Genomic DNA, 21,683 nt, shown 5'->3' on the forward strand with positions numbered 1-21,683 from the left:
AACAATGGAAGGCCGGCCGCAGCCCTTCACAGGGCGCAGCCAGACGAATGACCAAAGGAATTCAGCGAGTCAGCGGCGGGCCACGCGCATCGAAGAGCGAGACCCAGCGGGCGAGTGCTTCGCCCAGGAAGTAGTGGAACCGCGCCATCGGCAAGGCGATGGGCAGCACCACGAGGGGAACGGAGAGCGCCGCCGCGCCACCGGCGAGCTGGTCGTACAGCCGGCAGTCGGCGTCGGCGTGCACGCCGAAGAGCGCGAGCAGGCCGTGACGCGCATGGGCCTGTGCCATCGAAGCGTCGAGTGCCACCGGCTGCGCCTGCGCGAGTACCGGAACCGGCGCCCCCGGCACGTGGATGTGCAGCACCCCGTGCATCAGCCCGAGCGTGGACGCGAGCCACAGCGAGACCGCCAGGGCGATCAGCAATGGCGTGCGAAACACGGTGGACCGGGCGAACTGCATGGCTGCTCAGTCCTTCACGCGCGCAGCGAAGGTCTTCTGAAACTTCTCGACCTTGGGCCCCACCACGAAGGCGCAGTAGCCCTGGTTGGGGTGATTCGTGAAGTAGTCCTGGTGGTAGGCCTCGGCCATCGAGTAGTTCGCGAGCGGCAGCACCTCGGTCACCACTGGCGCGCGGTAGGTGCCGCTGTCGGCGATCTCGCGGATCACGTCGTCGGCCACCTGCTTCTGATCGTCGTTCAGGTAGTAGATGCCGCTGCGGTACTGCGTGCCGACATCGTTGCCCTGCCGGTTCAGCGTGGTCGGGTCGTGCACAACGAAGAAGATTTCGAGGATCTCGCGCAGCGTGATCTGCGCCGGGTCGAAGACCAGCTTGACGACTTCGTTGTGCCCGGTGCGGCCGGTGCAGACCTGCTCGTAGCTCGGGTTGAGCGTCTCGCCGTTGGAATAGCCGGACTCCACGTCGACGATGCCGCGCACCCGGTCGAACACGGCCTCGGTGCACCAGAAGCAGCCGCCGCCGAGCACGATGGTGTCGGTGGTGGGTGCGGGGCTGGGGGTGGTTGTCATGGTCGGCTCCAAAACGCGAAGCCCGCTATTGTCGCGGCTTGACGCACCGGATACCGGTCACTACATTACTAACCCGTCAGTCATTAACGCCCATGCCCCGCCTCTTCAACGACAAGCTCTGCCCGGTCCGCGCCAAGCGGGAACGCCGGAAGGAGGCACGTCCCGGCGAACTGATCCAGGCCGCGCTCGAGCTGTTCGTCGAGAAAGGCTTCGCCGCGACGCGCTCCGAGGAGGTGGCTGCCCGGGCCGGCGTGTCCAAGGGCACCCTCTTCCTCTACTTCCAGAGCAAGGAAGACCTGCTGCGGGCCGTGATCACCGAGAACCTCGCCGGCCGCTTTCCGGAATGGAACGAGGAATTCGAGGCCTTCGAGGGCAGCACCGCCGACATGTTGCGCCACTGCACCAAGGTGTGGTGGGAACGCGTGGGCGCCACCCCGGTGTCCGGCCTGACCAAGCTGATGCTCAGCGAAGGCAACAACTTCCCCGAACTGGCCAGCTTCTACCAGCGCGAGGTGGTTCGCCCCGGGAACGCACTGATACGACGCATCCTGCGGCGCGGCATCGACAGCGGCGAATTCCTGCCGGTCGACGTCGACCACGCCATCTATGCCGTGATCGCGCCGATGGTCTTCCTGTTTTTGGCACGCCACAGCGCGACCTGTGTCGACCACGACATCGCACTCGATCCGCTGCAATACGTCGCGACGCAGACCGAGATCGTCATCCGCGGCCTGTCCCTCCCACCGACGGCGTTGCCGCACGCCACCTAAAATCGTGGGTTTGCCCGAGCCCACCAGGAAAAGAGAAAGCCATGAACACCCCCGCTTCGCAGGAGCGCCTGCGCTTCAACATGATCGAGCAGCAGATCCGCCCCTGGGACGTGCACGATCCGCAGGTGCTCGCGCTGCTGGCCGAGATCCATCGCGAAGACTACGTCCCAGCCGCGCACCGTGCCCTGGCCTTCTTCGACATGGAACTGCCGCTGGCCGACGGCACCGAGCCAGGCCAGACCATGCTGGCGCCGAAGATCGAAGCGCGCATGCTGAACGACCTGCACGTGCAGAAGCACGAGTCGGTGCTGGAGATCGGCACGGGTTCGGGCTTCATGGCCGCCCTGCTGGCCCACCGCGCGGCCAAGGTGCTGACGCTGGAGATCGACGCCACGCTGGCCGCACGTGCCACCGAGACGCTACGCCGCAACGGCGTGAACAACGTCGAGGTGCGCCATGCCGATGGCGCCAAGCCGCTGCCGAGCGGCCCGACCTTCGACGTGATCGTGCTCAGCGGCTCGGTGGCCCGCGTGCCGCAGAACCTGATGGGCTCGCTGAACATCGGCGGCCGGCTGGTCGCCATCGTCGGCGGCGAGCCGATGATGCGCGCCCACTTCGTGACCCGCGTGAGCGAAGGCAAGTGGGAAACCACGCAGCCCTGGGACACCATCGCGCCGCGCCTCTTGAACTTCCCCGAACCTTCGCCGTTCCGCTTCTGATGGTCGACCAGGTCCGCCCCACCGATCTGGACGCCTGGTTCGCCCAGGACAGCGCCGCCGCACCCGTGCTGCTCGACGTGCGCGAGCCCTGGGAACTGCAGACGGCCAGCGTCGCGCCGCAGGGCTTCACGCTGGTCGCCATCCCGATGAACGAGATTCCCGGCCGCCTGGCCGAACTCGACCCGGCTGCGCGCATCGCCTGCCTGTGCCACCACGGCGCGCGCAGCCAGCGCGTCGCGGCCTTCCTGAGCCAGAACGGCTTCGGCGAGGTGGCGAACGTGGCCGGCGGCATCGACGCCTGGTCCGCCAGCCGCGACGCCGGCGTGCCACGCTACTGAGCTTCTCCCCAAGGACCGCATGCCCCTGCCCCGGCTTCTCCCTTTTTCAGCCGCGGGGGCAGCCGCACTCGCAGCCGCATGCCTGACGAGCGCCCACGCCCAGAGCCTGCTCACGCTCTACGAATCGGCGCGCGACTACGATGCCACCTACCAGGGCGCGCGCGCGCAGTACGACGCGAGCCTGGCACGGGCAGCGCAGGCCAAGGCGGGCGTGCTGCCGCAGGTGGGGCTGCAGGGCAACCTGTCGCGCACCAACCTCGACATCGACGTGATCTCGGGCGCGCCCTCCTCCTCGGGTCCGCGCGACTTCACCACGCAGACGGTGGGCGTCAACGCCACGCAGCCGCTGTACCGGCCCGCCGCCTGGGCCGCCTACGAACAGGGCAAGCGCCAGGCCGAGATCGCCGAGACCGTGCTCACCACCGCCGAGCAGGATCTGATCGTGCGCGTGAGCCAGGCGTACTTCGATGTGCTCGGTGCGCAGGACACCCTGGCGCTGGTGCGCGCGCAGAAGACCGCCGTGGCCGAACAGCTCGCCTTCGCCAAGCGCAACTTCGAGGTCGGCACCTCGACCATCACCGATTCGCGCGAGGCGCAGGCGCGCTACGACCTGGTGGTGGCGCAGGAGATCAGCGCCGAGAACGACCTGCAGGTCAAGCGCCTCGCGCTCGACCAGCTGGCGGGTCGCACCGGCAGCGCGCCGCTGCCGCTGGCCACCAGCGCCACGCTGCCCGCACCGTCACCGGCCGACATGAGCGCCTGGGTGGCACAGGCCGACGCCGTGCATCCAGCGATCCGCCAGGCCCAACTCGGCCTCGACGTGGCGGGGCTCGAGGTGCAGAAGGCCGAGGCCGGCCACAAGCCGACCCTCGATGCGCAGGTGGGCTACAACCTCACGCGCTATCCGCAGGGCAATGCCACGACGACCGTCGGCACCTACGCCCGGGGCCCGAGCATCGGGGTGGTGTTCAACATGCCGCTCTTCGCCGGCTTCGCCACCGAGAACCGGATCCGCGAAACGTTGTCGCTCGAAGAGCAGTCGCGCGCCACGCTCGAGTCGACGCGCCGCAGCGTGACCCAGGCCACGCGCGCCGCGTACCTCGGGCTGATCTCCGGTGCAGGTCAGGTGAAGGCGCTCGAAGCCGCCGAGGCGTCGAGCCAGAGCGCGCTCGAGGCCAACCAGCTCGGCTACCAGGTGGGTGTGCGCATCAACATCGACGTGCTCAACGCGCAGAGCCAGCTGTTCCAGACCAAGCGCGACCTGGCGCTGGCGCGCTACAACGTGCTGCTGGGCCACCTGAAGCTGCGCCAGGCCAACGGCACGCTGGTGCCGACCGACCTGCAGCCGGTCAACGCCACGCTGAGCAGCACGCCCGCGCCAATGCGCTGATCAGTCGAGGGTGGGTTCGGCCCGCTCTTCGGGCGCGACGGCGGGCGATGCCGCTGTACGTGCAGGCATCGGCGAGGCGCCTTCGGCGATGGCCAGCACCGCTGCTGCCGTGCGTTCGGCGGCCCCGCGGTTCGACGCCGCGAAACCGTGCGCCGACTGCACCATGGCGTCACGCCGCACCGCATCGCCGACCAGCGACAGCGCGGCGCGCACCGCCTGCTCCATGGTCTGCACACGCAGCGCGGCACCGGCCGCGACCGCCAGGTCCGCGACCTCGGCGAAATTGAAGGTCGAGGGGCCGAGGATGACCGGGCAGCCGCAGGCGGCGGCCTCGATCAGGTTCTGGCCGCCCAGCGCCTCGAAGCTGCCGCCCAGCAAGGCCACGTCGGCCAGCCCGTAGTACAGCGCCATCTCCCCGAGCGAATCGCCCAGCCAGATCTCGGCCGCGGTCGGCGCACCGGCCGCGCTGCGGCGGGCCACGCCGAAGCCATTGGATTCGATCAGCGCGGCCACTTCGTCGAAGCGCTGCGGATGGCGTGGCACGACCATCCACTGCACCGCCGCGACCTGGCGCGCGATGGAGTCGATGCCCGGCTGCTCCGGCGGCAGCGGGCTGGTGGCGCCGAAGCGCTTGAGCACGTCCAGCAGCATCTGCTCTTCGCCCTCGCGCGAGCTCGCCAGCACGACCAGCGGGCGCGGCAGCTGGCCTTTGAACTTGGCGGCGGCCGCGAGCTGACGCGCGTCGGGCGTCGCATCGAACTTCAGGTTGCCGTAGACGCCGGCCACCTTGGCGCCCAGCGACACCAGCCGGTGCGCATCGGCTTCGGTCTGCGCCCAGACGGCGGTGAGGCCGGAGTACGCGGGCCGCGCCAGCCAGCCGAGGCGCTCGGCCGAAGCCAGCGACTTCTCGTTGAGCCGCGCATTGGCCAGCACCAGCGGGATGCGGCGCTCGCGGCAGGCGGCGACCATCTCGGGCCAGACCTCGGTCTCCATCAGCACGCCGATGCGCGGCGCGAAGCGGTCGAGGAAGCGGGCCACGGCCGACGGCGTGTCCCAGGGCTGCCAGACCTGCAGGTCGCTCGGCTCGAGCAGCTTGGCGCCCTCCTCCCGGCCGGTCGCCGTGCCATGCGTCAGCAGGATCGGAATGCCCGGGTGCTGGCGCCGCAGCTCGGCGATGAGGATGCCGGCCGCGCGCGATTCGCCCAGCGACACCGCGTGCACCCAGCACCAGCCGGTGCCGACAGCCGCGTCGTCGTAATGGCCGAAGCGCTCCTCGACGGCGACCGCATAGCCGGGCTCAGCCTCGGCGCGCCGCTTGAGCTTGCGCCGCACCAGCGGCTGGACCAGGGACGTGAACGCGCCGTAGAGGCGCAGCGACAGCGAACGCACGCCGGGCCGGGTCAGTGCGCCGCTTCGGCGAGCTGCGCGTCGGGCTTGACGGTCTTCAGCAGGGCCAGCATGGCGTCCTGGATGCGGTGCAGCGCCGCCTCGGTCTGGCCTTCGAAGCGCATCACGAGCACCGGCGTGGTGTTCGACGCGCGGATCAGGCCGAAGCCGTCGGGCCAGTCGACACGCACGCCATCGATGGTCGAGATCTTCGCGGGCGCGTCGAACTTCACCGTCTTGATGAGCTGGTCGACCAGCGTGTGCGGCTCGCCCTCGGCGCACTTCACGTTGAGTTCGGGGGTCGAGAAGCTGGTGGGCAGGCCATCGAGCACGGCGCTGGCGTTGGGGCTCTTGCTGAGAATTTCGAGCAGGCGGCAGCCGGCGTAGGTGCCGTCGTCGAAGCCGAACCAGCGCTCCTTGAAGAAGATGTGGCCACTCATCTCGCCACCCAGCGGCGAGTCGATTTCCTTCATCTTCGCCTTGATCAGCGAGTGGCCGGTCTTGTAGATCAGCGGCACGCCGCCGGCGGCTTCGATGGCCGGGCCGAGGCGCTGCGAGCACTTCACGTCGTAGACGATGGTGCCACCCGGCACGCGCGAGAGCACGTCCTGCGCGAACAGCATCATCTGGCGATCGGGGTAGATGTTGTTGCCTTCCTTGGTCACGATGCCCAGGCGGTCGCCGTCGCCGTCGAAGGCCAGGCCGAGTTCGGCGTCGCCGGCCGCCAGCGCGGCGATCAGGTCCTTGAGGTTCTCGGGCTTGCTCGGGTCGGGATGGTGGTTGGGGAAATTGCCGTCGACTTCGCTGAAGAGTTCGGTCACTTCGCAGCCGATGGCGCGCAGGATGGCCGGGGCCGACGCGCCGGCGATGCCGTTGCCCGAATCGACCACGATCTTCAGCGGGCGCGCCAGCTTGATGTCGCCGACGATGCGCTGCGTGTAGGCCTCGGTCACGTCGACCTGGCGTACGCTGCCGCCGGGGGCGAGCGTGGCGCTGTCGGCTTCCATCACGCGGCGCAGACCCTGGATCTCGTCGCCGTAGATCGCACGGCCGGCCAGCACCATCTTGAAGCCGTTGTAGTCCTTCGGGTTGTGGCTGCCCGTGACCTGGATGCCGCTGGTGGCCAGGGTGTGCGCCGCGAAGTACAGCATGGGCGTGGTCACCGCACCGACGTCGATCACCTCGATGCCCGTGGCCACCAGGCCGCGGATCAGCGCCTCGACCAGCGACGGGCCCGACAGGCGTCCGTCGCGGCCCACGGCCACGGACTTCTCGCCGGCTGCGCGCGCCGCGCTGCCGAAGGCCTTGCCGAGCGCTTCGGCCACGGCCGGGTCGAGCGTGCTGGGCACGATGCCCCGGATGTCGTAGGCCTTGAAGATCGATGCGCTGAGTTGCATGGCTGTGCCCTGAAAGTTCTCAAAAACGGTTCCGCATTGTAGGCATGGCCTCCAACGGCCAGATGTCCGGAAATGGCTAATGTCGCGCGGCCCGAAACGTATGATCGATCGCATGACCTCGCCCCGCCTCTCCCTCGACAGCAGCCCCGCGGGCACCGGGCTGGAGAGCGATGCCTGCTACCTCGCGATGAAGACGCACGACGCCCGCTTCGACGGCCGCTTCTTCACCGCCGTGACCTCCACCGGCATCTACTGCCGCCCGGTCTGCCGCGTGAAGCTGCCGCGGCGCGAGAACTGCCGCTTCTTCCGCCATGCCGCGCAGGCCGAGGCCGAGGGCTTTCGGCCCTGCCTGCGCTGCCGGCCGGAGCTGGCGCCGCGCGCCGTGAGCTGGTCGACCGAGGACGCGTCGCGCATCCTCGCGCTGCAGGCGGCCCGCCTCATCGACGAGCCCGACGCGTGGAGCGACGAGGGCCCCGGCGCCGCGCAGATCGCCGCCCGGCTCGGCGTGAGCGACCGCCACCTGCGCCGCATCTTCGAGGCCCAGTTCGGCGTCTCGCCATTGCAGTACCTGCAGACGCGGCGGCTGCTCGCGGCCAAGCAGCTCATTGCCGACACCACGCTGCCGATGGCGCAGGTCGCGCTGGCCAGCGGCTTCGCGAGCGTGCGCCGCTTCAACGCGGCCTTCGTCTCGCACTACGGGCTCAACCCCATCGCGCTGCGGCGGGCCGGTGGCGCGGATGAAGAACGCGGTGGCCGCGCGATCGAGGTGCGGCTGGGCTTCCGCCCCCCCTACGACGTGGACGCGGTGCTGGCTTTCTTCGCGCGCCGCGCGCTGCAGGGCGTGGAGGCCTTCGATGGCGGCGGGCAGCGCTTCGCGCGCACGCTGCGCCTGCAGCACATCGGCCGCACCCACGCCGGCTGGCTGCAGATGCGCTTCGACCTGGCCCGCGAGCGCCTGCACCTGTCGGTGAGCGATTCGCTCGCGCCGGTGCTGCCGGTCGTCATCAGCCGGGTGCGCGCGATGCTCGACCTCGACGCCGAGCCGATGGCCATCAACGCGCTGCTGCACGACACCTTCCCCCACGGCGACGGCCTGCGCGTGCCGGGCACCGTCGACGGCTTCGAGCTGGCGGTACGCGCGGTGCTGGGCCAGCAGATCACCGTGGCCGCGGCGCGCACCATGGGCTCGCGCCTGGTGGCCGCCTTCGGCGAGGCGATCGACACGCCGGTCGCGGGCCTCGATCGCCTTTTCCCGACGCCGGCCGCCATCGCCGCCGCGAGCGGCGACGCCCTCGGCCAGCTCGGCATCGTGCGGCAGCGCCAGGCCGCCTTGCGGGCGCTGGCCAACGAGGTCACCTCGGGCCGGCTGGCGCTGCACGCCGGCGCCGACGTGCCGGCCACGCTGGCCGCGCTGCAGGCGCTGTCCGGCATCGGCGACTGGACCGCGCAGTACATCGCGATGCGTGCGATGCGCTGGCCCGACGCCTTCCCGTCGGGCGACATCGCCCTGCAGAAAGCGTTGGGCGTGGGTTCGGCCCGCGCCGCCGCCGAGGTCTCGCAGGCATGGCGCCCCTGGCGCAGCTATGCGGTGCTGCGGGCCTGGCACACGCCGCCCGTGGCGGCATCGACCACCGACACCGACACCGACATCAGGGAGACAAGGAACACCCCATGAAATTCAAGACCTCCGTGCTCCGCACGCTGCACGTCGACAGCCCCCTCGGCGGCGTCACGCTCGCCGCCACCGACGACGGCCTCGCCGGCCTGTGGTTCGACCTGCAACGCCACCTGCCGGACATGCGCGGCTGGCAGGCCGACGACACGCACCCCGTGCTGCTGGCCGCCGCGGCGCAACTGCGCGACTACTTCGCCGGCACGCGCGAGCACTTCGAGCTGCCGCTCGACCTGTCGCACGGCACCGCCTTTCAACAAGCCGTGTGGCAGGCGCTGCTGGCGATTCCCGCCGGCGCGACGACCAGCTACGGCGCGCTGAGCCAACGCGTGGGCAAGCCCGCGGCGGTGCGCGCCGTGGGCGCCGCGGTCGGGCGCAACCCGATCAGCGTGATCGTGCCGTGCCACCGCGTGCTCGGTGCCGATGGCTCGCTCACCGGCTACGCGGGCGGGCTCGACCGCAAGACCGCGCTGCTCGCCCTGGAAGGTGCTTTGTGAGCAGCGTGAACCATCCGCAGGGCGCTGCAAGCGCCATCGCGGCCAGGCCGAAGCCCTGGCTGCTCGACCTCGTCCTGCTCGGCGCGCTGTGGGGCGCGTCCTTCCTCTTCATGCGGATCGCCGCGCCGGAGTTCGGCGCGCTGCCCGCGGCCGCCCTGCGGGTGGGCATCGCCGCGGTCTTCCTGTTGCCGCTGATGCTGCTGCGCGGCCACGGGGCGGCGCTGGCGCAGCACTGGAAGCCGACGCTGCTCATCGGCGTGCTGAACTCGGGCCTGCCCTTCGCCTTCTTCTGTTTCGCACTGCTCACCATCAACACCGGCCTGGCCGCGGTGATCAACGCGACCGTGCCGATGTTCGGCGCCCTGATCGCCTGGGCCTGGTTTCGCGAGCGGCCCAGCGGCTCGCGCATGCTGGGCCTGGTGATCGGCTTCGCAGGCGTCGCGCTGCTGGCGAGCCGCAGCGCCGGCCTGCATGCCGGCGCCACCGGCGACCACGCGGCCCTGTGGGCGGTGTTGGCCTGCCTGGCAGCATGCCTGTGCTACGGCGTGGCCGCGAGCGCGACGCGACGCCATCTCGGTGGCGTGCCGCCGCTGGCCACCGCCGCGGGCAGCCAGCTCGGCGCGACGCTGTTCCTCGCGCTGCCCGCGCTGTGGTTCTGGCCGGCGCAGATACCGAGCCTGCGCGCATGGCTGGCGCTGCTCGCCCTCGGCGTGGCCTGCACCGGCCTGGCGTACATCCTGTTCTTCCGGCTGATCGAGCGCGCCGGCCCGGCGCGTGCGCTGACCGTGACCTTCCTGGTGCCCGTCTTCGCGGTGTTTTACGGCGCCGTGTTCCTCGGCGAACACGTGACCGCGTGGATGCTCGGCTGCGCGGCCGTCATCGTCTGCGGCGTGGCGCTGTCGACGGGCCTCGTGAAGCTCGGCGCGCAGAAGGACGCCCGCGCTTGACGGCTCACATGGCGCCGGCCACCACGTTGATCGACAGCGCCAGCACGAGCATGTTGAAGGCGAAGGCCAGCACGCCGTGCACGAGCGTGATGCGCCGCATGTCGCGCGACGTGACCTGCACGTCGGACACCTGCGAGGTCATGCCGATCACGAAGGAAAAGTAGAGGAAGTCGAAGTAGTCCGGGTCGAGCGCGCCGGGGAAGTCGAGGCCTGGCCCGGCCACCGTCTTCTGCAGCTCGGTCTGGTAGTAGCGGTGCGCGTAGTGGAAGGCGTAGATCGTGTGGATCAGCAGCCACGAGGTCGCGAGCGCCAGCCCCCCGAGCGCGATGTGGCCGGCGCGCTCGGCGCCCGCCAGGCCCTTGACCTGCTGGAGCAGCATCGTGATCGCCGCGACGCAGACGCCGACCGCCGTGAGCATCACGACGAGGATCAGCACGTTCGGCTGGTCGAGCGACTGCGAACGCGCCCGGGTGCGCTGGGCGTCGAAAGCCTGCGCCAGCCACCACGCCAGCGCCAGGTACACGGCGGTGCCGAAGCTCCACGCGGCGAGGCCGCGTGCGATGCCGCTCAGCGGCCACGGCACGAGCCAGAAGGCCACGCCGGCGATGGCGCCGTAGCCGAGCCGCTGCAAGCCGGCGGCTTCCGTCAGGTATTTGTGCATGGGGCGACTGTAGTGCCGGCGCCCCAGCCCGCACCGCCGGCCAGGCGCCCGAGCGTGGCGATGGCCGCTTCGGTGCGATCGTCCCAGGCGTGGCCGTAGTTGAGGCGTACGCAGTTCGTGAAGGCCTGGCTGGCCGAGAAGATCGGACCCGGCGCCACGCTGATGCCATGCGCGAGCGCCGCGCGGTGCAGGGCCAGCGCCTCGACGTGTTCGGGCAGCTCGACCCAGAGGAAATAGCCGCCCGCCGGCCGCGTGGCGCGCGTGCCCGCCGGGAAATGCCGTGCCACCGCCTGCACCATCTGCGCCTGATGGTCCGCCAATGTGAGCCGCAGCCGACGCAGGTGTTTGTCGAAGCCACCGCGCTCGAGGTAGTGCGCCAGGGCCGCCTGCACCGGGGCGGAGGCGCCGAGCGTGCTGGTCAGCTTCGATCGGGCCACCGCCTTGGCATAGCGGCCCGGCACCGCCCAGCCGATGCGGTAGCCCGGCGCCAGGCACTTCGAGAACGACGAACAGTGCATCACGAGCCCCTGCGTGTCGAAGGCCTTGGCCGGCAACGGCCGCTTGTCGCCGAAGTACAGCTCGGCATAGACGTCGTCTTCGATGAGCGGAATGCCGTGCTGCGCCAGCAGGGCGACCAGCGCCTGCTTCTTCGGCGCCGGCATCAGGCTGCCGAGCGGGTTCTGGAAGGTGGTCATGAGCCAGCACGCGGCCGGCGCATGCCGCTCGATCGCATGCGCCAGCGCCGCCAGGTCAACACCCTCGCGCGGATGCGTGGGCACCTCGATGGCCTGCAGGCCCAGGCGCTCCAGGGCCTGCAGCGCCCCATAGAACGTCGGTGATTCGACAATGACCGAATCGCCCGGCCGCGTCACCGCGCCCAGGCAGAGGTTGAGCGCCTCCAACGCACCGTCGGTGATGACGATGTCGTCGGTGTGCACCTGCAGGCCATCGGCCAGGTAGCGCTGCGCGATCTGGCGGCGCAGGTCCACATTGCCGGGGGTCAGGTCGGCCACCGTGCTCCAGGGGTCGAGCGATTTCGCGCTCGCCGCCAGCGACTGGCCGAGGCGCGCCAGCGGAAACAGCAACGGGCTGGGAAAGGCCGAGCCGAGCGGCACGACCTCGCGCGTCTTGCTGGCGTCGAGGATCTCGAACACGCGATCGCTCACGTCGACGGCGATCGACGCATCGGCCGGCTGCGAGCTCAGGTCGGGCTCGGGCGGCAGGCGGGCGGCGGCATCGCCGAGACCGGCCACGTAGTAGCCTGATCGCTCGCGGGCACGGATCAGGCCACGCGCCTCGAGCAGGTAGTAGGCCTGGAACACGGTCGACGCGCTGACGCCGCGGCTGGCGCTGGTGTGGCGCACCGACGGCACGCGGTCGCCGGGGCGCAACACACCGGTGCGGATGGACTCCTCGACATCGGCCGCCAGGGCCTCGTAGCGCTTCATCGGTCTTGCTCTTTCCGCGGCCCCTGGGGGGCCTGCCCGCCGCATTGTCTCCGTGCCACCCAACTGCTCGGGTCGAACACGGCACAACTGATGCTGTACCCGGGGGCACCGCGAAGCGGAGAATGTCCTCCAGACCACCGCCCACGAACGGCGGCAGATGTCCCCACCAAGCTTGCCCGCCTTGAGCCCTCTGCGTCGCCTCCTGCCCTCCGCCCTCATCGGCCGCCGCCTGCTGCGCGGCGTGGGGATGCTGGCGTTCTGCGCGCTGTCGTCGCTCGCGGGCTCAGCAGAGCTCGCGCCGACAGATGCACCAGGCGACATCGCGCCGCGCGTGGCTGCCTGCATCGCCTGCCACGGCCGCGAAGGCGCGAGTGGCAACGCCGCCTTCTTTCCGCGGCTGGCGGGCAAGCCGGCCGGCTATCTCTACAACCAGTTGCTGAGCTTCCGCGACGGCCGGCGCTTCAACGCCGACATGGTCCATCTGGTGCAGCACCTGTCGGACGACTACCTGCGCGAGATGGCCACGTACTTCGCGTCGCTCGACCTGCCCTACCCGCCGGTGTCGGCCACCAGCGATACCCCCACCGAGATGCTCGCGCGCGGCAAGACGCTGGCGCTGCAGGGCGACACCGCACGCGGCATCCCGGCCTGCACGCAATGTCACGGCACGGCGCTTACCGGCGTGCTGCCGGGCATTCCCCCGCTTGTCGGGCTGCCACGCCTGTACCTGTCGTCACAGCTCGGCGCCTGGTTGACCGACGACCGCCACGCGCTGGCGCCCGACTGCATGGCGGCCGTGGGCCGCCGACTCACGACCGACGACGTGAATGCCGTCGCGAGCTGGCTGGCCATGCAGCCCGTGCCCGATCGCGCCAAGCCCGTTGCCGCACTGCCCGGCCCGCTGCCGATGCCCTGCAGCGCGATGCCGACGGCGGCCGTGAAGTGAGCATGACGATGCGTCGACGCCTTGGCTTCCTCCTCATTGGCCTGATCGCCATGCTGCTGATCGGCGCGGCCGCGGTGATCGCACTCAACCTGCGCGACGAAGCCCCGCTGCCGCCGGAGGCGGACGCGCCCTTCGCCGCCACGCCGATGCAGATCGAGCGCGGCCGCTACCTCGCGCTCGCCGGCAACTGCGCGGGCTGCCACACCGTGCGCGGCGGCGCAGCCTATGCCGGCGGCCTCGGCATCGGCACGCCCTTCGGCACCGTCTACGCGAGCAACCTGACGCCGGACCGCGCGCACGGCATCGGCAGCTGGAGCGCTGCGCACTTCTGGCGCGCGATGCACAACGGGCGATCGAAGGACGGCCGCCTGCTCTACCCCGCCTTCCCCTACCCGAGCTTCACGCGCATCACACGCGAGGATTCCGACGCGCTCTATGCCTACCTGCGCAGCGTGCCGGCCGCAGCAACCCCGAACACACCGCATCGCCTGCGCTTCCCCTATGACACGCAGGCCGCGCTGGCCGTGTGGCGCGCCCTCTCATTCGCGCCCGCCACCTTCGTCGCCGACGATGCCCAGTCGAGCGAATGGAACCGCGGCGCCTACCTGGTCGAAGGCCTCGGCCACTGCATCGCCTGCCACGGCGCCCGCAACGTACTGGGCGCGACGCAGGACAAGCGCGGCCTCTCGGGCGGACTGATCGCTGGCGAGAACTGGTATGCGCCGTCGCTCACGTCAAAGCGCGAAGCCTCGGTGGCCGACTGGGAGACCCGCCACATCGTGGCGCTGCTGAAGAATGGCACGGCACCCGGCGCGTCGGTATCGGGCCCAATGGCCGACGTGGTGTTCCGCAGCACCCAGCACCTGAGCGAAGCCGACCTGACGGCCATGGCCGTGTACCTGAAGAAGCTGCCGGACCGCACACCCGCCCCGACGGAGACGCCGCCGCAGCGCCGCGATGCCGGTGCCCTGGAACGCGGCGCACGCATCTATGACCAGCGCTGCGCCTACTGCCACGGCGATGCGGGCCAGGGCGTGCCCGGCGCCTTCCCGCCGCTGGCCGGCAACCGTGCCGTGAACCTGGAAACGCCCGTCAACCTGATCCAGATGGTGCGCCAGGGCGGCTTCCTGCCCGCGACCACCGGCAACCCGCGCCCCTTCGGCATGCCGCCCTTCGGCCATGTGCTCGACGACAACGAGATCGCCGACGTGCTGACCTACGTGCGCAGCGCGTGGGGCAACGATGCGCCCGCGGTGACGGCGCGGGACACGATGCGGCGCTAGGGCGTTCCGAGTTCGGACTGCTCCGAGGGGCGGCAGTCCTGGTCGCTGGTGGTGCTCTCGCGGCCGATGGCGTGCCCGCTGTTGACCACTGGCCCCCGAAAGCCTGTGGGCGACATCGTGCTCGACCAACGGCCGTTCGGCGCAACGTCATCCATGCGTGAGCATGTCTCCGAGATCACGACCACTTTCCCCGCTTCTTCAAGGAGCACGCCGGAGTTTCACATCGATCGTCAAGTGGGCAGCGCGAGCGCCTATGCCGGTGACCGTGACTGGAATCCGCGAGAACCACAAATCTAGCGGCATGTTTGCGCGCCGTGTGGAGGGCAGGTGGCCCTCGCCGATCCAGCCAGGACATCACCCTTCCGCAAGTCTTGCTCTTCGCCCGTTGTTCTCAGGCCCCAAGCTCGCCCAACTCCAGGCGCATGCTCGCCCCTCCAAGGTCGGACAACCCAACTTCGAGCCGCCCTTGATGGATGCGGGCCACTTCCGAAACGAGGTGCAAACCGAGGCCGGCCCCGTCCCCGCGGGCGCGAAGCCGGTAGAAAGGCTCAACAATCCGCGCGCGTTGCTCCTTCGGAATACCGGGCCCGGAATCAGCCACCTCGATCGTCGCAGGGAGGCAGACGCGAACTCGAATCTCGCAACCTTCGCCACCATGTTCAATGGCATTCTGAATCAGGTTCGCTACTGCACGCTCGATCGAAGTGACGTCGGCGTGGACACGTACGGCCTCCGAGACATCGACCGAAACCGCACAACCCGACATGATTGCCAGAGGGGCCAGATCACCGACCACCCGCTCGCAGAGCAACCGAAGGTCGACGGACTCGATGGAGAGCGGTGCACGCGTAAGCCTTTGAAGGTCGAGCAGTTGCTCAGCCAACGTCGCCAACCGCGTCGTAGCCCGAACCAGCCGCGCCTTGTCCTTTGTACTGGGGGGCAGCGATTCGATCTGTATGCGCAGCGTCGCAATGGGAGTTCGCAGCTCATGCGCCGCATCTGCCAGAAATCTTTCGTGACGCTTGTAGCCCTCGTCGAGCCGATCGAAGGCTCTGTTGACCGCCGCCACCAGCGGCTGAATCTCGACGGCCACTTGGGTCATTGGCAAGCGCGTTTCAAGGCGGTCGATGTCGATGTGTTCTGCCTTGGCCGCGGTAGCCACCGTTCCTGCCAATCCGCGCCGGATGACAAATGGCGTAGCTACAAGCACCACCAGTGCCGTCACGAGCATGGTGGGAGCCACCAGTACGAGGTAGGCCGTCGCTATCCATTTGAACTTGTCGGCCAGGGACAGCGGCGCGCCAGCCTGCACGATGAGGTTGACGGTTCCTCCGTCCGTATCGATTCGCTCGAAACGAGCCGCAGGCCGACCGACGGATTCAGCAAGATCCAACGCCGACCGCTCCTTGCCATCCAGGACACGAAGCAACGCGACATAGCGTGGAGGGACATCGCCCTGGCGCAACTCGTATCCCTGCGAATTGCGCACTACAAACCAGAGGTCCGGTGCAGCACCCAGCAGCCGCAGCACTTCCGAGGTCGTTCCCAGCACAAGCTTTCCGTCGGCCGTGTGCTCGATCGACCTGCCGATGATCTGCGCCGTACGTTCCCCGCCTTCGTCCACGAATCTTCCGACCGCACCGAAGATCGCGATCACACCCAGAAGTGCCAGCAAGCTGGCGACAACTTGTAGGAGGACAAGGTTCCCAACCAGTCGCCAGCGCAGGGATCTGGATTTCATGCGGAGGTTTTCAGCAGATAGCCGACCCCACGAATGGCGTGTATTTCCACGCCTGCGCCCGATTGCTCCAGCTTGGATCGAACCCTGGACACGTGGGCGTCCAACGAGTTCGAGCGTATGTCATCCGCATCGCCATAAATGCGCTCCAGCAGTCGCTGTCGAAACACCGTACGGCCTGTCGACAGGAGAAGGGTTTCGAGCACCAGCAGCTCGCGTCGCGTCAAGGCAAGCGCTTCGCCGCCGACTTGGAACTGGCGTGATTCATGGTCAAAATGCAGCCGCCCGGCGACGCTGATCTGCTGTGCACGCACAGCGGGGCGGCGCGCGAGAGCCCGGATCCGGGCCATCAGTTCATCGACGGAGAACGGCTTGGCCAGGTAATCATCCGCCCCACGGTCCAGGCTGCGAACCCGTTCCGTTACCTCGCCCATCGCGGTCAAGACCAGCGCTGGCGTTGACCGGCCGGAACTTCGAAGAAACTCAATGAGGGCAAGGCCGTCCCCATCGGGCAGGCCGCGGTCCACGATGAGGATATCGTGGTCCGCATCGATTGCGAGATGCATGGCTTCACGCAATGACGAGGCGATGTCCACCACCATCGAATGGTCGTGCAGGGTGGACGCCAGCGCCTGCGCGAGATCGGAATCGTCTTCAACAACAAGGATTTTCAAAAGCGAACCATACCTTGGGTCAAACGAGGCTGGCTAGCGATTCCCGTCCCGGCAAATCGGAGGCAGTTGGTCCGATCAACGTCAGTCCGCGGTCACCGGCCATCCAACTGCTCCGCCAGACGGCTGGAGCGAGCCAGCCGTGCGGGACGTTGCCACATCGCGCGGCCCCACGCGCTCCACGCCAGGCGCCGCCCCAGGCAGGCCACGAGTATGCCCCCGGCCACGTCGACGAAGACGTGCTGGCGGGTCGCGAGCGTCGAATAGATGATCGCGAGGCACCACAACCAGTTGAAAGCTCGGACCCAGTGCGGCGAGCGAATGCTCTTCAGTTGGCTCGAAATGATGTACGCGCTGTACACGGCGAACGCCACGTGCAGCGAGGGGAATGCGTTTCCGCTGGCATCGGACTCCTTCAGAAAGCGGAGCATGGGAACCTGGGACCAGTCAATGCCGAACGACGGTGTAACGGTGGGAAATAGCCAGAATGAGGCGATGCCCAAGAGCGCAATGGCCAAGGCTCCCGCGCCGTAGGCGCGCAGCGCGCCTGCGTTCAACGCAAAGGCAGGGGCGAGTGATACGTAAAGCCAAAGGGACACGTAAGGTACGAACGCAAACTCGTTGACGCCGATCCACCGATCGATCCACGTCATTGGCATCGCGATCGCCCGGCCCGCCGTCTCTTTCATGGTCCAGAAGTACACAGCGAAGAATGCGGCGATACCCGTGACCGTACCGATCATTTTCAGGAACCACAGTGTCCGGATTCGAAACCAGAGAGCGCTGGTCCAGGAAAAGGGCACGTGCGCAGGTTGGATGTATTTCATCGGAGGTCCACGGGGGTCGGAGGACCATCCTATGGACCGAGATTGCGCGAACATTGCGCAGATCCGCGGGCAGAAACAGGCGAATCGCGGAGCGCATGAACGCCAGCGGCGAGCCCTGCTGATCGGCCGCTTTCAACTCAATCGGCGGAGAACCTGACTAGATAGCCAACACGTCCAGATAGTCTGCCCGTCATTGGAGCAGCACAGTGCGCTGCTTCAGGTACTGCGTACGGTTGTAGGCGCGCCCATTGGCGTCCTTGGCGGCGTGCGCCAGCTTGGCTTCGATCGCCAGCGGGTGGGCAGCTCCCACCGGGAAATCGAACTTTTCAACGAGAACCGGGGAACACCCCCCGTCTTCGATCACTTGTCCCGGTTTGTTCCCCGAAATGTTCCCCGGTCCGAGGTCGGAAGTCAACGGATCGCACCAGACCTTCATGGCAGCCTCCTAACGGTTTCCCCAATGAAAAAGGGCGTCCGGTGGATGAAACCGGACGCCCTTGGACGTTATGTTGGTCGGTGACGGCCCGCAGCTTCGAGGACCTCACGTCGTGAGGGGCTGCCCTTTTCAAGGCCCTCTACCAACCGCTGCGCGTGCCGTCGCGTCTGCAGTATTGGCATCGCGACAAGTCACCCCGATGACGCCCACATACCGCAGGGCAAAAATCGACACGCGGGCGGGCGTCCCGCAAAGCAGCCGAATGCGGAACTGTTGCACGCATTGCAGAAGGTTCCTCCTCGCTATCCCTAAAAGAGGTGATGCTTACACGGAGCAATATAGAACTCCCAGCTAACGTTAAGGCTAGAACACAAATGAACGTCAGCGCACACCACGACGCCAAGTTACATGCAGCAACTGACCGCTACGCCCAAGCGATCCTTCGGATGGAGTCGGGCAACTCGAATGCACGGGAAGACGTGTTGGAGGCGTACTGCCAGCTTCAGGCGCTCGGCTCGAACTGCCTCACCGGGCCCAGGCCGCGGCGCTCAGCACAGGACCGTCGTACTCACGACTATGCGCGACGTGCGCTGCAAGGGCTGAGCGCATTGATTGCTACTCGCTATGGACCTGCTGGCTTTCTGTCGTAGGCAAGAGGCCCCAGCGCCGAACCGCCGGGGCTGTGTTGACCTGCCCCCTTGTGCCGTGCCATTCATAACGAGGAAGTCCGGGGTTGCAAGATTAATTGATCTCGGTGGTTGTTGAACTGGTTCGAGCTGCATCGCCAACGCGCTGGCGATGCAGCTGGGCGAACTTCGCCAATGGCATTCGCTGGCAACTGCTGTGCGGCCTGACCCCGTTGTAGTCCTGCCTCCATGCCTTGATGGCCGATCTGGCCTGCTGCAGCGTCTCGAACCATTGCTCGTTCAGGCACTCGTCCCTGAACTTACCGTTGAAGCTCTCGATGTAGCCGTTCTGCATGGGCCTTCCTGGCTCGATCAGGATGTGGCGAATGCCGTGGGTCTGCGCCCAGCCCATGAACGCACGGCTGGTGAACTCCGGGCCGTTATCGGTGCGCACGGCCAATGGGTAGCCTCTGAAGACAACCGCCTGGTCCAGCAGCCGCGTGACGTACTGACCCGAGATGCCCGAGTCCACCGAGATGCTCACGCACTCGTGGCTGAAGTCGTCGGCCACCGTCAGGCATTTGATGCGCCGCCCGGTGCTCAGGCTGTCGCTGACGAAGTCCATGCTCCACACCTCGTTGACCGTGCTTGCAAGTTGCAGCGGCACGCGTTCGTTGGCGGGGCGTTTGACCTTCTTACGCTTGCGCACCCGCCAGATTGGCGGCGCTGTACAGGCGGTAGACACGCTTGTGGTTCACGCCAGGGAAGTGCGGGCGCAGCATGTCGTGGATACGCCGATAGCCGAAGCGCCGGCGCGCATGTGCGATCTCGACGATCTTGCTGCTGAGTTCCTAGTTCATGGCGTCGACCTCGGGTGGATGGCGGTAGCTGTCTCGCGAGAGCCCCACAAGCCTGCACGCGCATCGTTCGCTCAGATCGCATTGCTTGATCATGGTGGCGACGGCGGCACGCTTGGCCTGTGGGGCTAGCGCTTTACCCCGAAGGCGGTGTTCAGTGCGTGGATGTCCAGGTGGGCCTCTGCCAACAGCTTCTTGAGCTTGTTGTTCTCCGCCTCTAGTTCACGCAGTCGCTTGGCGTCAGGCACATCCATTCCGCCGTATTTGGCGCGCCATTTGTAGAAGGTCGGGTCGCTGAAGCCGCCTTTGCGGCACAGATCCTTGATCCATCGCGCTGGTACGGCTGAGAGGGGCAGGTCACAGGTGCGCGATCCCCGCAGTTCGCTCAAGCACTTGTGTGTTTGCGTGAGCGATCCAAGGTCGAGCCGATACGCCGAAAACGAGAACGCGCGCAATTCGACCGCATTTCGGAATTCGAGAACGAGGTAAGAGGACTAAGATGACAGCATCGGAGAGCTATGAGATGTGGGGCGCGGCCGGAATTTCCCGCCTGTCGCTCCCACCTCTCCGAAGGCTAGATGGGGCGCTGTCCGCTCCCATAGAGCTTAAAGAGGAGACTCAATGACGGAGGTCCAGGTACTTGCCGCCGCTGCGATCTCGGCGCCCACGCCGACGCTGGAGGCCACCTTGTTGTTGGTCGACGACGAGCCGTTGATCCTGAGTGCGTTGCGGCGCCTGTTTCGGCCGGAAGGCTACCGCGTTCTCGTTGCAGAAGGCGGCGCTCTTGCGCTCGAGATGATCAAGGACGAACACATCGACCTGGTGATTTCCGACATGCGCATGCCAGGCATGGACGGCGCACAGTTCCTTGAAAGACTGCGATCCGTCCAGCCAGACGCCGTCCGCATCCTGCTGACGGGCTACGCCGACATCACCTCGACCATTGCGGCGATCAATGCCGGCCAGATCCACCGCTACATCGCCAAGCCCTGGAACGACGGCGACATCCTTCTGGTCGTGCGCGATGCGCTGCAACGGCGGGCTCTAGAACAACAGAACCGCCTCCTGAGCGAACTCAGCATTCGTCAAAACGAGGAGCTGCGTCAACTCAACCAGACGCTGGAGGAGCGCGTTCGCCAGAGAACGGCCGAGATCGAGCAGATCCACGACATGCTCAATGTGGCATACGGCGAGCTCAAGTCCAATTTCACGCTGTCGATGCGGATCTTTGCCGGCTTGATGGAGCTGCGGCACAAGGGTTTTTCGGGTCATTCCAGTCGAGTCTCCGAATGGGCCCAGCGGGTCTGCGCAACATTGAAATTGGACGAGCGCCAGAGCCACGACATCCACGTGGCGGCGTTGCTGCACGACATCGGCAAGATCGGTTTCTCGGACGGCCTGCTCGACAAGCCCATCTCGACGATGACCGCCGAAGAATTGTCTCAATACCGCAAACATCCTCTGAATGCGGAAGCGGCGCTGATGCCCCTCGTGCAATTGCACAGGGTTGCCAAGTTCATTCGCTCGCAGCACGAGCGTCTTGACGGCAAGGGGTTCCCTGACGGGCTGGAGGGTCAGGCGATCCCGTTCGGGGCCCGGATTCTGGCGCCCATCATCGACTACGAGAATCTCCTGGCCGGCACACTCGCCGAGCGCCGCTTTTCTCCCGAGGATGCCGTCGCTAGCATCCGTCGAGGTGCTGGCAGCCGCTACGACCCGGTCGCCGTCGACGCCTTCCTCCTGGTGCAGAAATCTCCCTTGCCCGACACCGTTGTGGATCGATCCATCACCGCACTCGATCTCGTTGCCGGCATGGTGCTCTCTCGCGATCTCACGAGTGCGCAAGGCACCTTGCTGCTGGCGGCGGGGTATGTCTTCGATGCACGCGTAGTAAAGCAAATTCGTGAATACGCCCAACGTGAAGGCGCGAAGCTTACCCTCTCCGTGCACAAGGACGCGCCCGTCGATCTCCCCGTCAAAGCGATTGCTGGTTCCTGACCAGTGAAAGGGCAAAGCCCCATGCATCGAATTTTGGCCATTGACGATG

At 67.5% G+C, this 21,683-nt stretch carries 20 protein-coding genes and 1 pseudogene; 10 read left to right on the forward strand and 11 right to left on the reverse strand.

The window, feature by feature from the left end; genetic code table 11:
* Window positions 1-61: 61 nt before the first annotated feature.
* Complete coding sequence (locus QTH86_RS09660) at window positions 62-460, reverse strand: hypothetical protein (protein ID WP_286644893.1); 399 nt, start codon at window positions 458-460, stop codon at window positions 62-64.
* Window positions 461-466: 6 nt separating this feature from the next.
* Window positions 467-1,027 carry a peptide-methionine (S)-S-oxide reductase MsrA gene (gene msrA / locus QTH86_RS09665; protein WP_286644892.1) on the reverse strand — a complete coding sequence of 187 codons (561 nt, stop codon included), beginning with the start codon at window positions 1,025-1,027 and terminating at the stop codon, window positions 467-469.
* A 92-nt stretch (window positions 1,028-1,119) separates the two neighbouring features.
* On the opposite strand from msrA, the gene QTH86_RS09670 reads away from it, so the two are divergent.
* Genes QTH86_RS09670 through QTH86_RS09685 form a run of 4 tightly spaced genes read left to right on the forward strand, consistent with a single transcriptional unit; the run spans window position 1,120 to window position 4,244 of the window.
* A complete protein-coding gene (locus QTH86_RS09670) occupies window positions 1,120-1,797 on the forward strand; it encodes a TetR/AcrR family transcriptional regulator (RefSeq protein ID WP_286644891.1) in 678 nt (225 codons plus the stop codon).
* Between the two features lie 41 nt (window positions 1,798-1,838).
* Window positions 1,839-2,516 (forward strand): protein-L-isoaspartate O-methyltransferase family protein, encoded by a 678-nt coding sequence (locus tag QTH86_RS09675; protein ID WP_286644890.1) that lies wholly within the window; start codon window positions 1,839-1,841, stop codon window positions 2,514-2,516.
* Window positions 2,516-2,854 (forward strand): rhodanese-like domain-containing protein, encoded by a 339-nt coding sequence (locus QTH86_RS09680; RefSeq protein ID WP_286644889.1) that lies wholly within the window; start codon window positions 2,516-2,518, stop codon window positions 2,852-2,854. Before QTH86_RS09675 ends, QTH86_RS09680 begins: the two co-directional genes overlap by 1 nt.
* A gap of 19 nt (window positions 2,855-2,873) precedes the next feature.
* Window positions 2,874-4,244 (forward strand): TolC family outer membrane protein, encoded by a 1,371-nt coding sequence (locus QTH86_RS09685; protein ID WP_286644888.1) that lies wholly within the window; start codon window positions 2,874-2,876, stop codon window positions 4,242-4,244.
* Here QTH86_RS09685 and QTH86_RS09690 read toward each other — a convergent pair whose 3' ends face one another.
* Together QTH86_RS09690 and QTH86_RS09695 are read right to left on the reverse strand one after the other, a co-directional pair.
* Window positions 4,245-5,633 carry a 3-deoxy-D-manno-octulosonic acid transferase gene (locus tag QTH86_RS09690; RefSeq protein ID WP_286644887.1) on the reverse strand — a complete coding sequence of 463 codons (1,389 nt, stop codon included), beginning with the start codon at window positions 5,631-5,633 and terminating at the stop codon, window positions 4,245-4,247.
* Between the two features lie 11 nt (window positions 5,634-5,644).
* On the reverse strand, window positions 5,645-7,027 hold the full coding sequence (locus QTH86_RS09695; RefSeq protein ID WP_286644886.1) for a phosphomannomutase/phosphoglucomutase: 1,383 nt from the start codon (window positions 7,025-7,027) through the stop codon (window positions 5,645-5,647).
* A gap of 112 nt (window positions 7,028-7,139) precedes the next feature.
* On the opposite strand from QTH86_RS09695, the gene QTH86_RS09700 reads away from it, so the two are divergent.
* From QTH86_RS09700 to QTH86_RS09710, 3 genes are read left to right on the forward strand one after another with little or no spacing between them, the layout of a single operon-like run.
* Window positions 7,140-8,702 (forward strand): AlkA N-terminal domain-containing protein, encoded by a 1,563-nt coding sequence (locus tag QTH86_RS09700; protein WP_286644885.1) that lies wholly within the window; start codon window positions 7,140-7,142, stop codon window positions 8,700-8,702.
* Window positions 8,699-9,196 carry a methylated-DNA--[protein]-cysteine S-methyltransferase gene (locus tag QTH86_RS09705; protein WP_286644884.1) on the forward strand — a complete coding sequence of 166 codons (498 nt, stop codon included), beginning with the start codon at window positions 8,699-8,701 and terminating at the stop codon, window positions 9,194-9,196. The genes QTH86_RS09700 and QTH86_RS09705 overlap by 4 nt, the downstream gene beginning before the upstream one ends.
* A gap of 5 nt (window positions 9,197-9,201) precedes the next feature.
* Window positions 9,202-10,143, forward strand: a complete 942-nt coding sequence (locus QTH86_RS09710; RefSeq protein WP_286646728.1) for a DMT family transporter — start codon at window positions 9,202-9,204, stop codon at window positions 10,141-10,143.
* Between the two features lie 4 nt (window positions 10,144-10,147).
* Here the strand turns inward: QTH86_RS09710 and QTH86_RS09715 are convergent, their stop codons facing one another.
* Together QTH86_RS09715 and QTH86_RS09720 are read right to left on the reverse strand one after the other, a co-directional pair.
* Entirely contained in the window at window positions 10,148-10,804 is a 657-nt protein-coding gene (locus QTH86_RS09715) for a DUF1345 domain-containing protein (protein WP_286644883.1), read from the reverse strand.
* The gene (locus QTH86_RS09720; protein WP_286644882.1) at window positions 10,789-12,252 is read right to left on the reverse strand and encodes an aminotransferase-like domain-containing protein; all 1,464 of its coding nucleotides are present in this window, start codon (window positions 12,250-12,252) and stop codon (window positions 10,789-10,791) included. Before QTH86_RS09720 ends, QTH86_RS09715 begins: the two co-directional genes overlap by 16 nt.
* Window positions 12,253-12,499: 247 nt before the next feature.
* On the opposite strand from QTH86_RS09720, the gene QTH86_RS09725 reads away from it, so the two are divergent.
* The gene (locus QTH86_RS09725) at window positions 12,500-13,198 is read left to right on the forward strand and encodes a c-type cytochrome (RefSeq protein WP_444813802.1); all 699 of its coding nucleotides are present in this window, start codon (window positions 12,500-12,502) and stop codon (window positions 13,196-13,198) included.
* 8 nt (window positions 13,199-13,206) lie between these two features.
* Window positions 13,207-14,481 carry a c-type cytochrome gene (locus tag QTH86_RS09730; protein WP_444813666.1) on the forward strand — a complete coding sequence of 425 codons (1,275 nt, stop codon included), beginning with the start codon at window positions 13,207-13,209 and terminating at the stop codon, window positions 14,479-14,481.
* A 391-nt stretch (window positions 14,482-14,872) separates the two neighbouring features.
* Here QTH86_RS09730 and QTH86_RS09735 read toward each other — a convergent pair whose 3' ends face one another.
* The 5 genes and pseudogenes from QTH86_RS09735 to QTH86_RS09755 all read right to left on the reverse strand — a co-directional run bounded on the left by QTH86_RS09735 (window position 14,873) and on the right by QTH86_RS09755 (window position 20,016).
* Window positions 14,873-16,222, reverse strand: coding sequence for a sensor histidine kinase (locus QTH86_RS09735; protein ID WP_286644879.1), 1,350 nt, complete (start codon window positions 16,220-16,222; stop codon window positions 14,873-14,875).
* The gene (locus QTH86_RS09740) at window positions 16,219-16,893 is read right to left on the reverse strand and encodes a response regulator transcription factor (RefSeq protein ID WP_286644878.1); all 675 of its coding nucleotides are present in this window, start codon (window positions 16,891-16,893) and stop codon (window positions 16,219-16,221) included. Before QTH86_RS09740 ends, QTH86_RS09735 begins: the two co-directional genes overlap by 4 nt.
* Window positions 16,894-16,985: 92 nt before the next feature.
* Window positions 16,986-17,717 carry a phosphatase PAP2 family protein gene (locus tag QTH86_RS09745; protein ID WP_286644877.1) on the reverse strand — a complete coding sequence of 244 codons (732 nt, stop codon included), beginning with the start codon at window positions 17,715-17,717 and terminating at the stop codon, window positions 16,986-16,988.
* Between the two features lie 190 nt (window positions 17,718-17,907).
* Complete coding sequence (locus QTH86_RS09750; protein WP_286646795.1) at window positions 17,908-18,153, reverse strand: hypothetical protein; 246 nt, start codon at window positions 18,151-18,153, stop codon at window positions 17,908-17,910.
* A gap of 741 nt (window positions 18,154-18,894) precedes the next feature.
* Window positions 18,895-20,016: pseudogene (locus QTH86_RS09755) on the reverse strand (IS3 family transposase).
* Window positions 20,017-20,257: 241 nt separating this feature from the next.
* On the opposite strand from QTH86_RS09755, the gene nosR reads away from it, so the two are divergent.
* Complete coding sequence (gene nosR, locus QTH86_RS09760; protein ID WP_286644876.1) at window positions 20,258-21,634, forward strand: response regulator c-di-GMP phosphodiesterase, NosR family; 1,377 nt, start codon at window positions 20,258-20,260, stop codon at window positions 21,632-21,634.
* Window positions 21,635-21,683 lie beyond the last annotated feature (49 nt).

It is taken from the genome of Variovorax sp. J2L1-78, assembly GCF_030317205.1.
Taxonomy (GTDB): Bacteria; Pseudomonadota; Gammaproteobacteria; order Burkholderiales; family Burkholderiaceae_C; genus Variovorax; species Variovorax arabinosiphilus.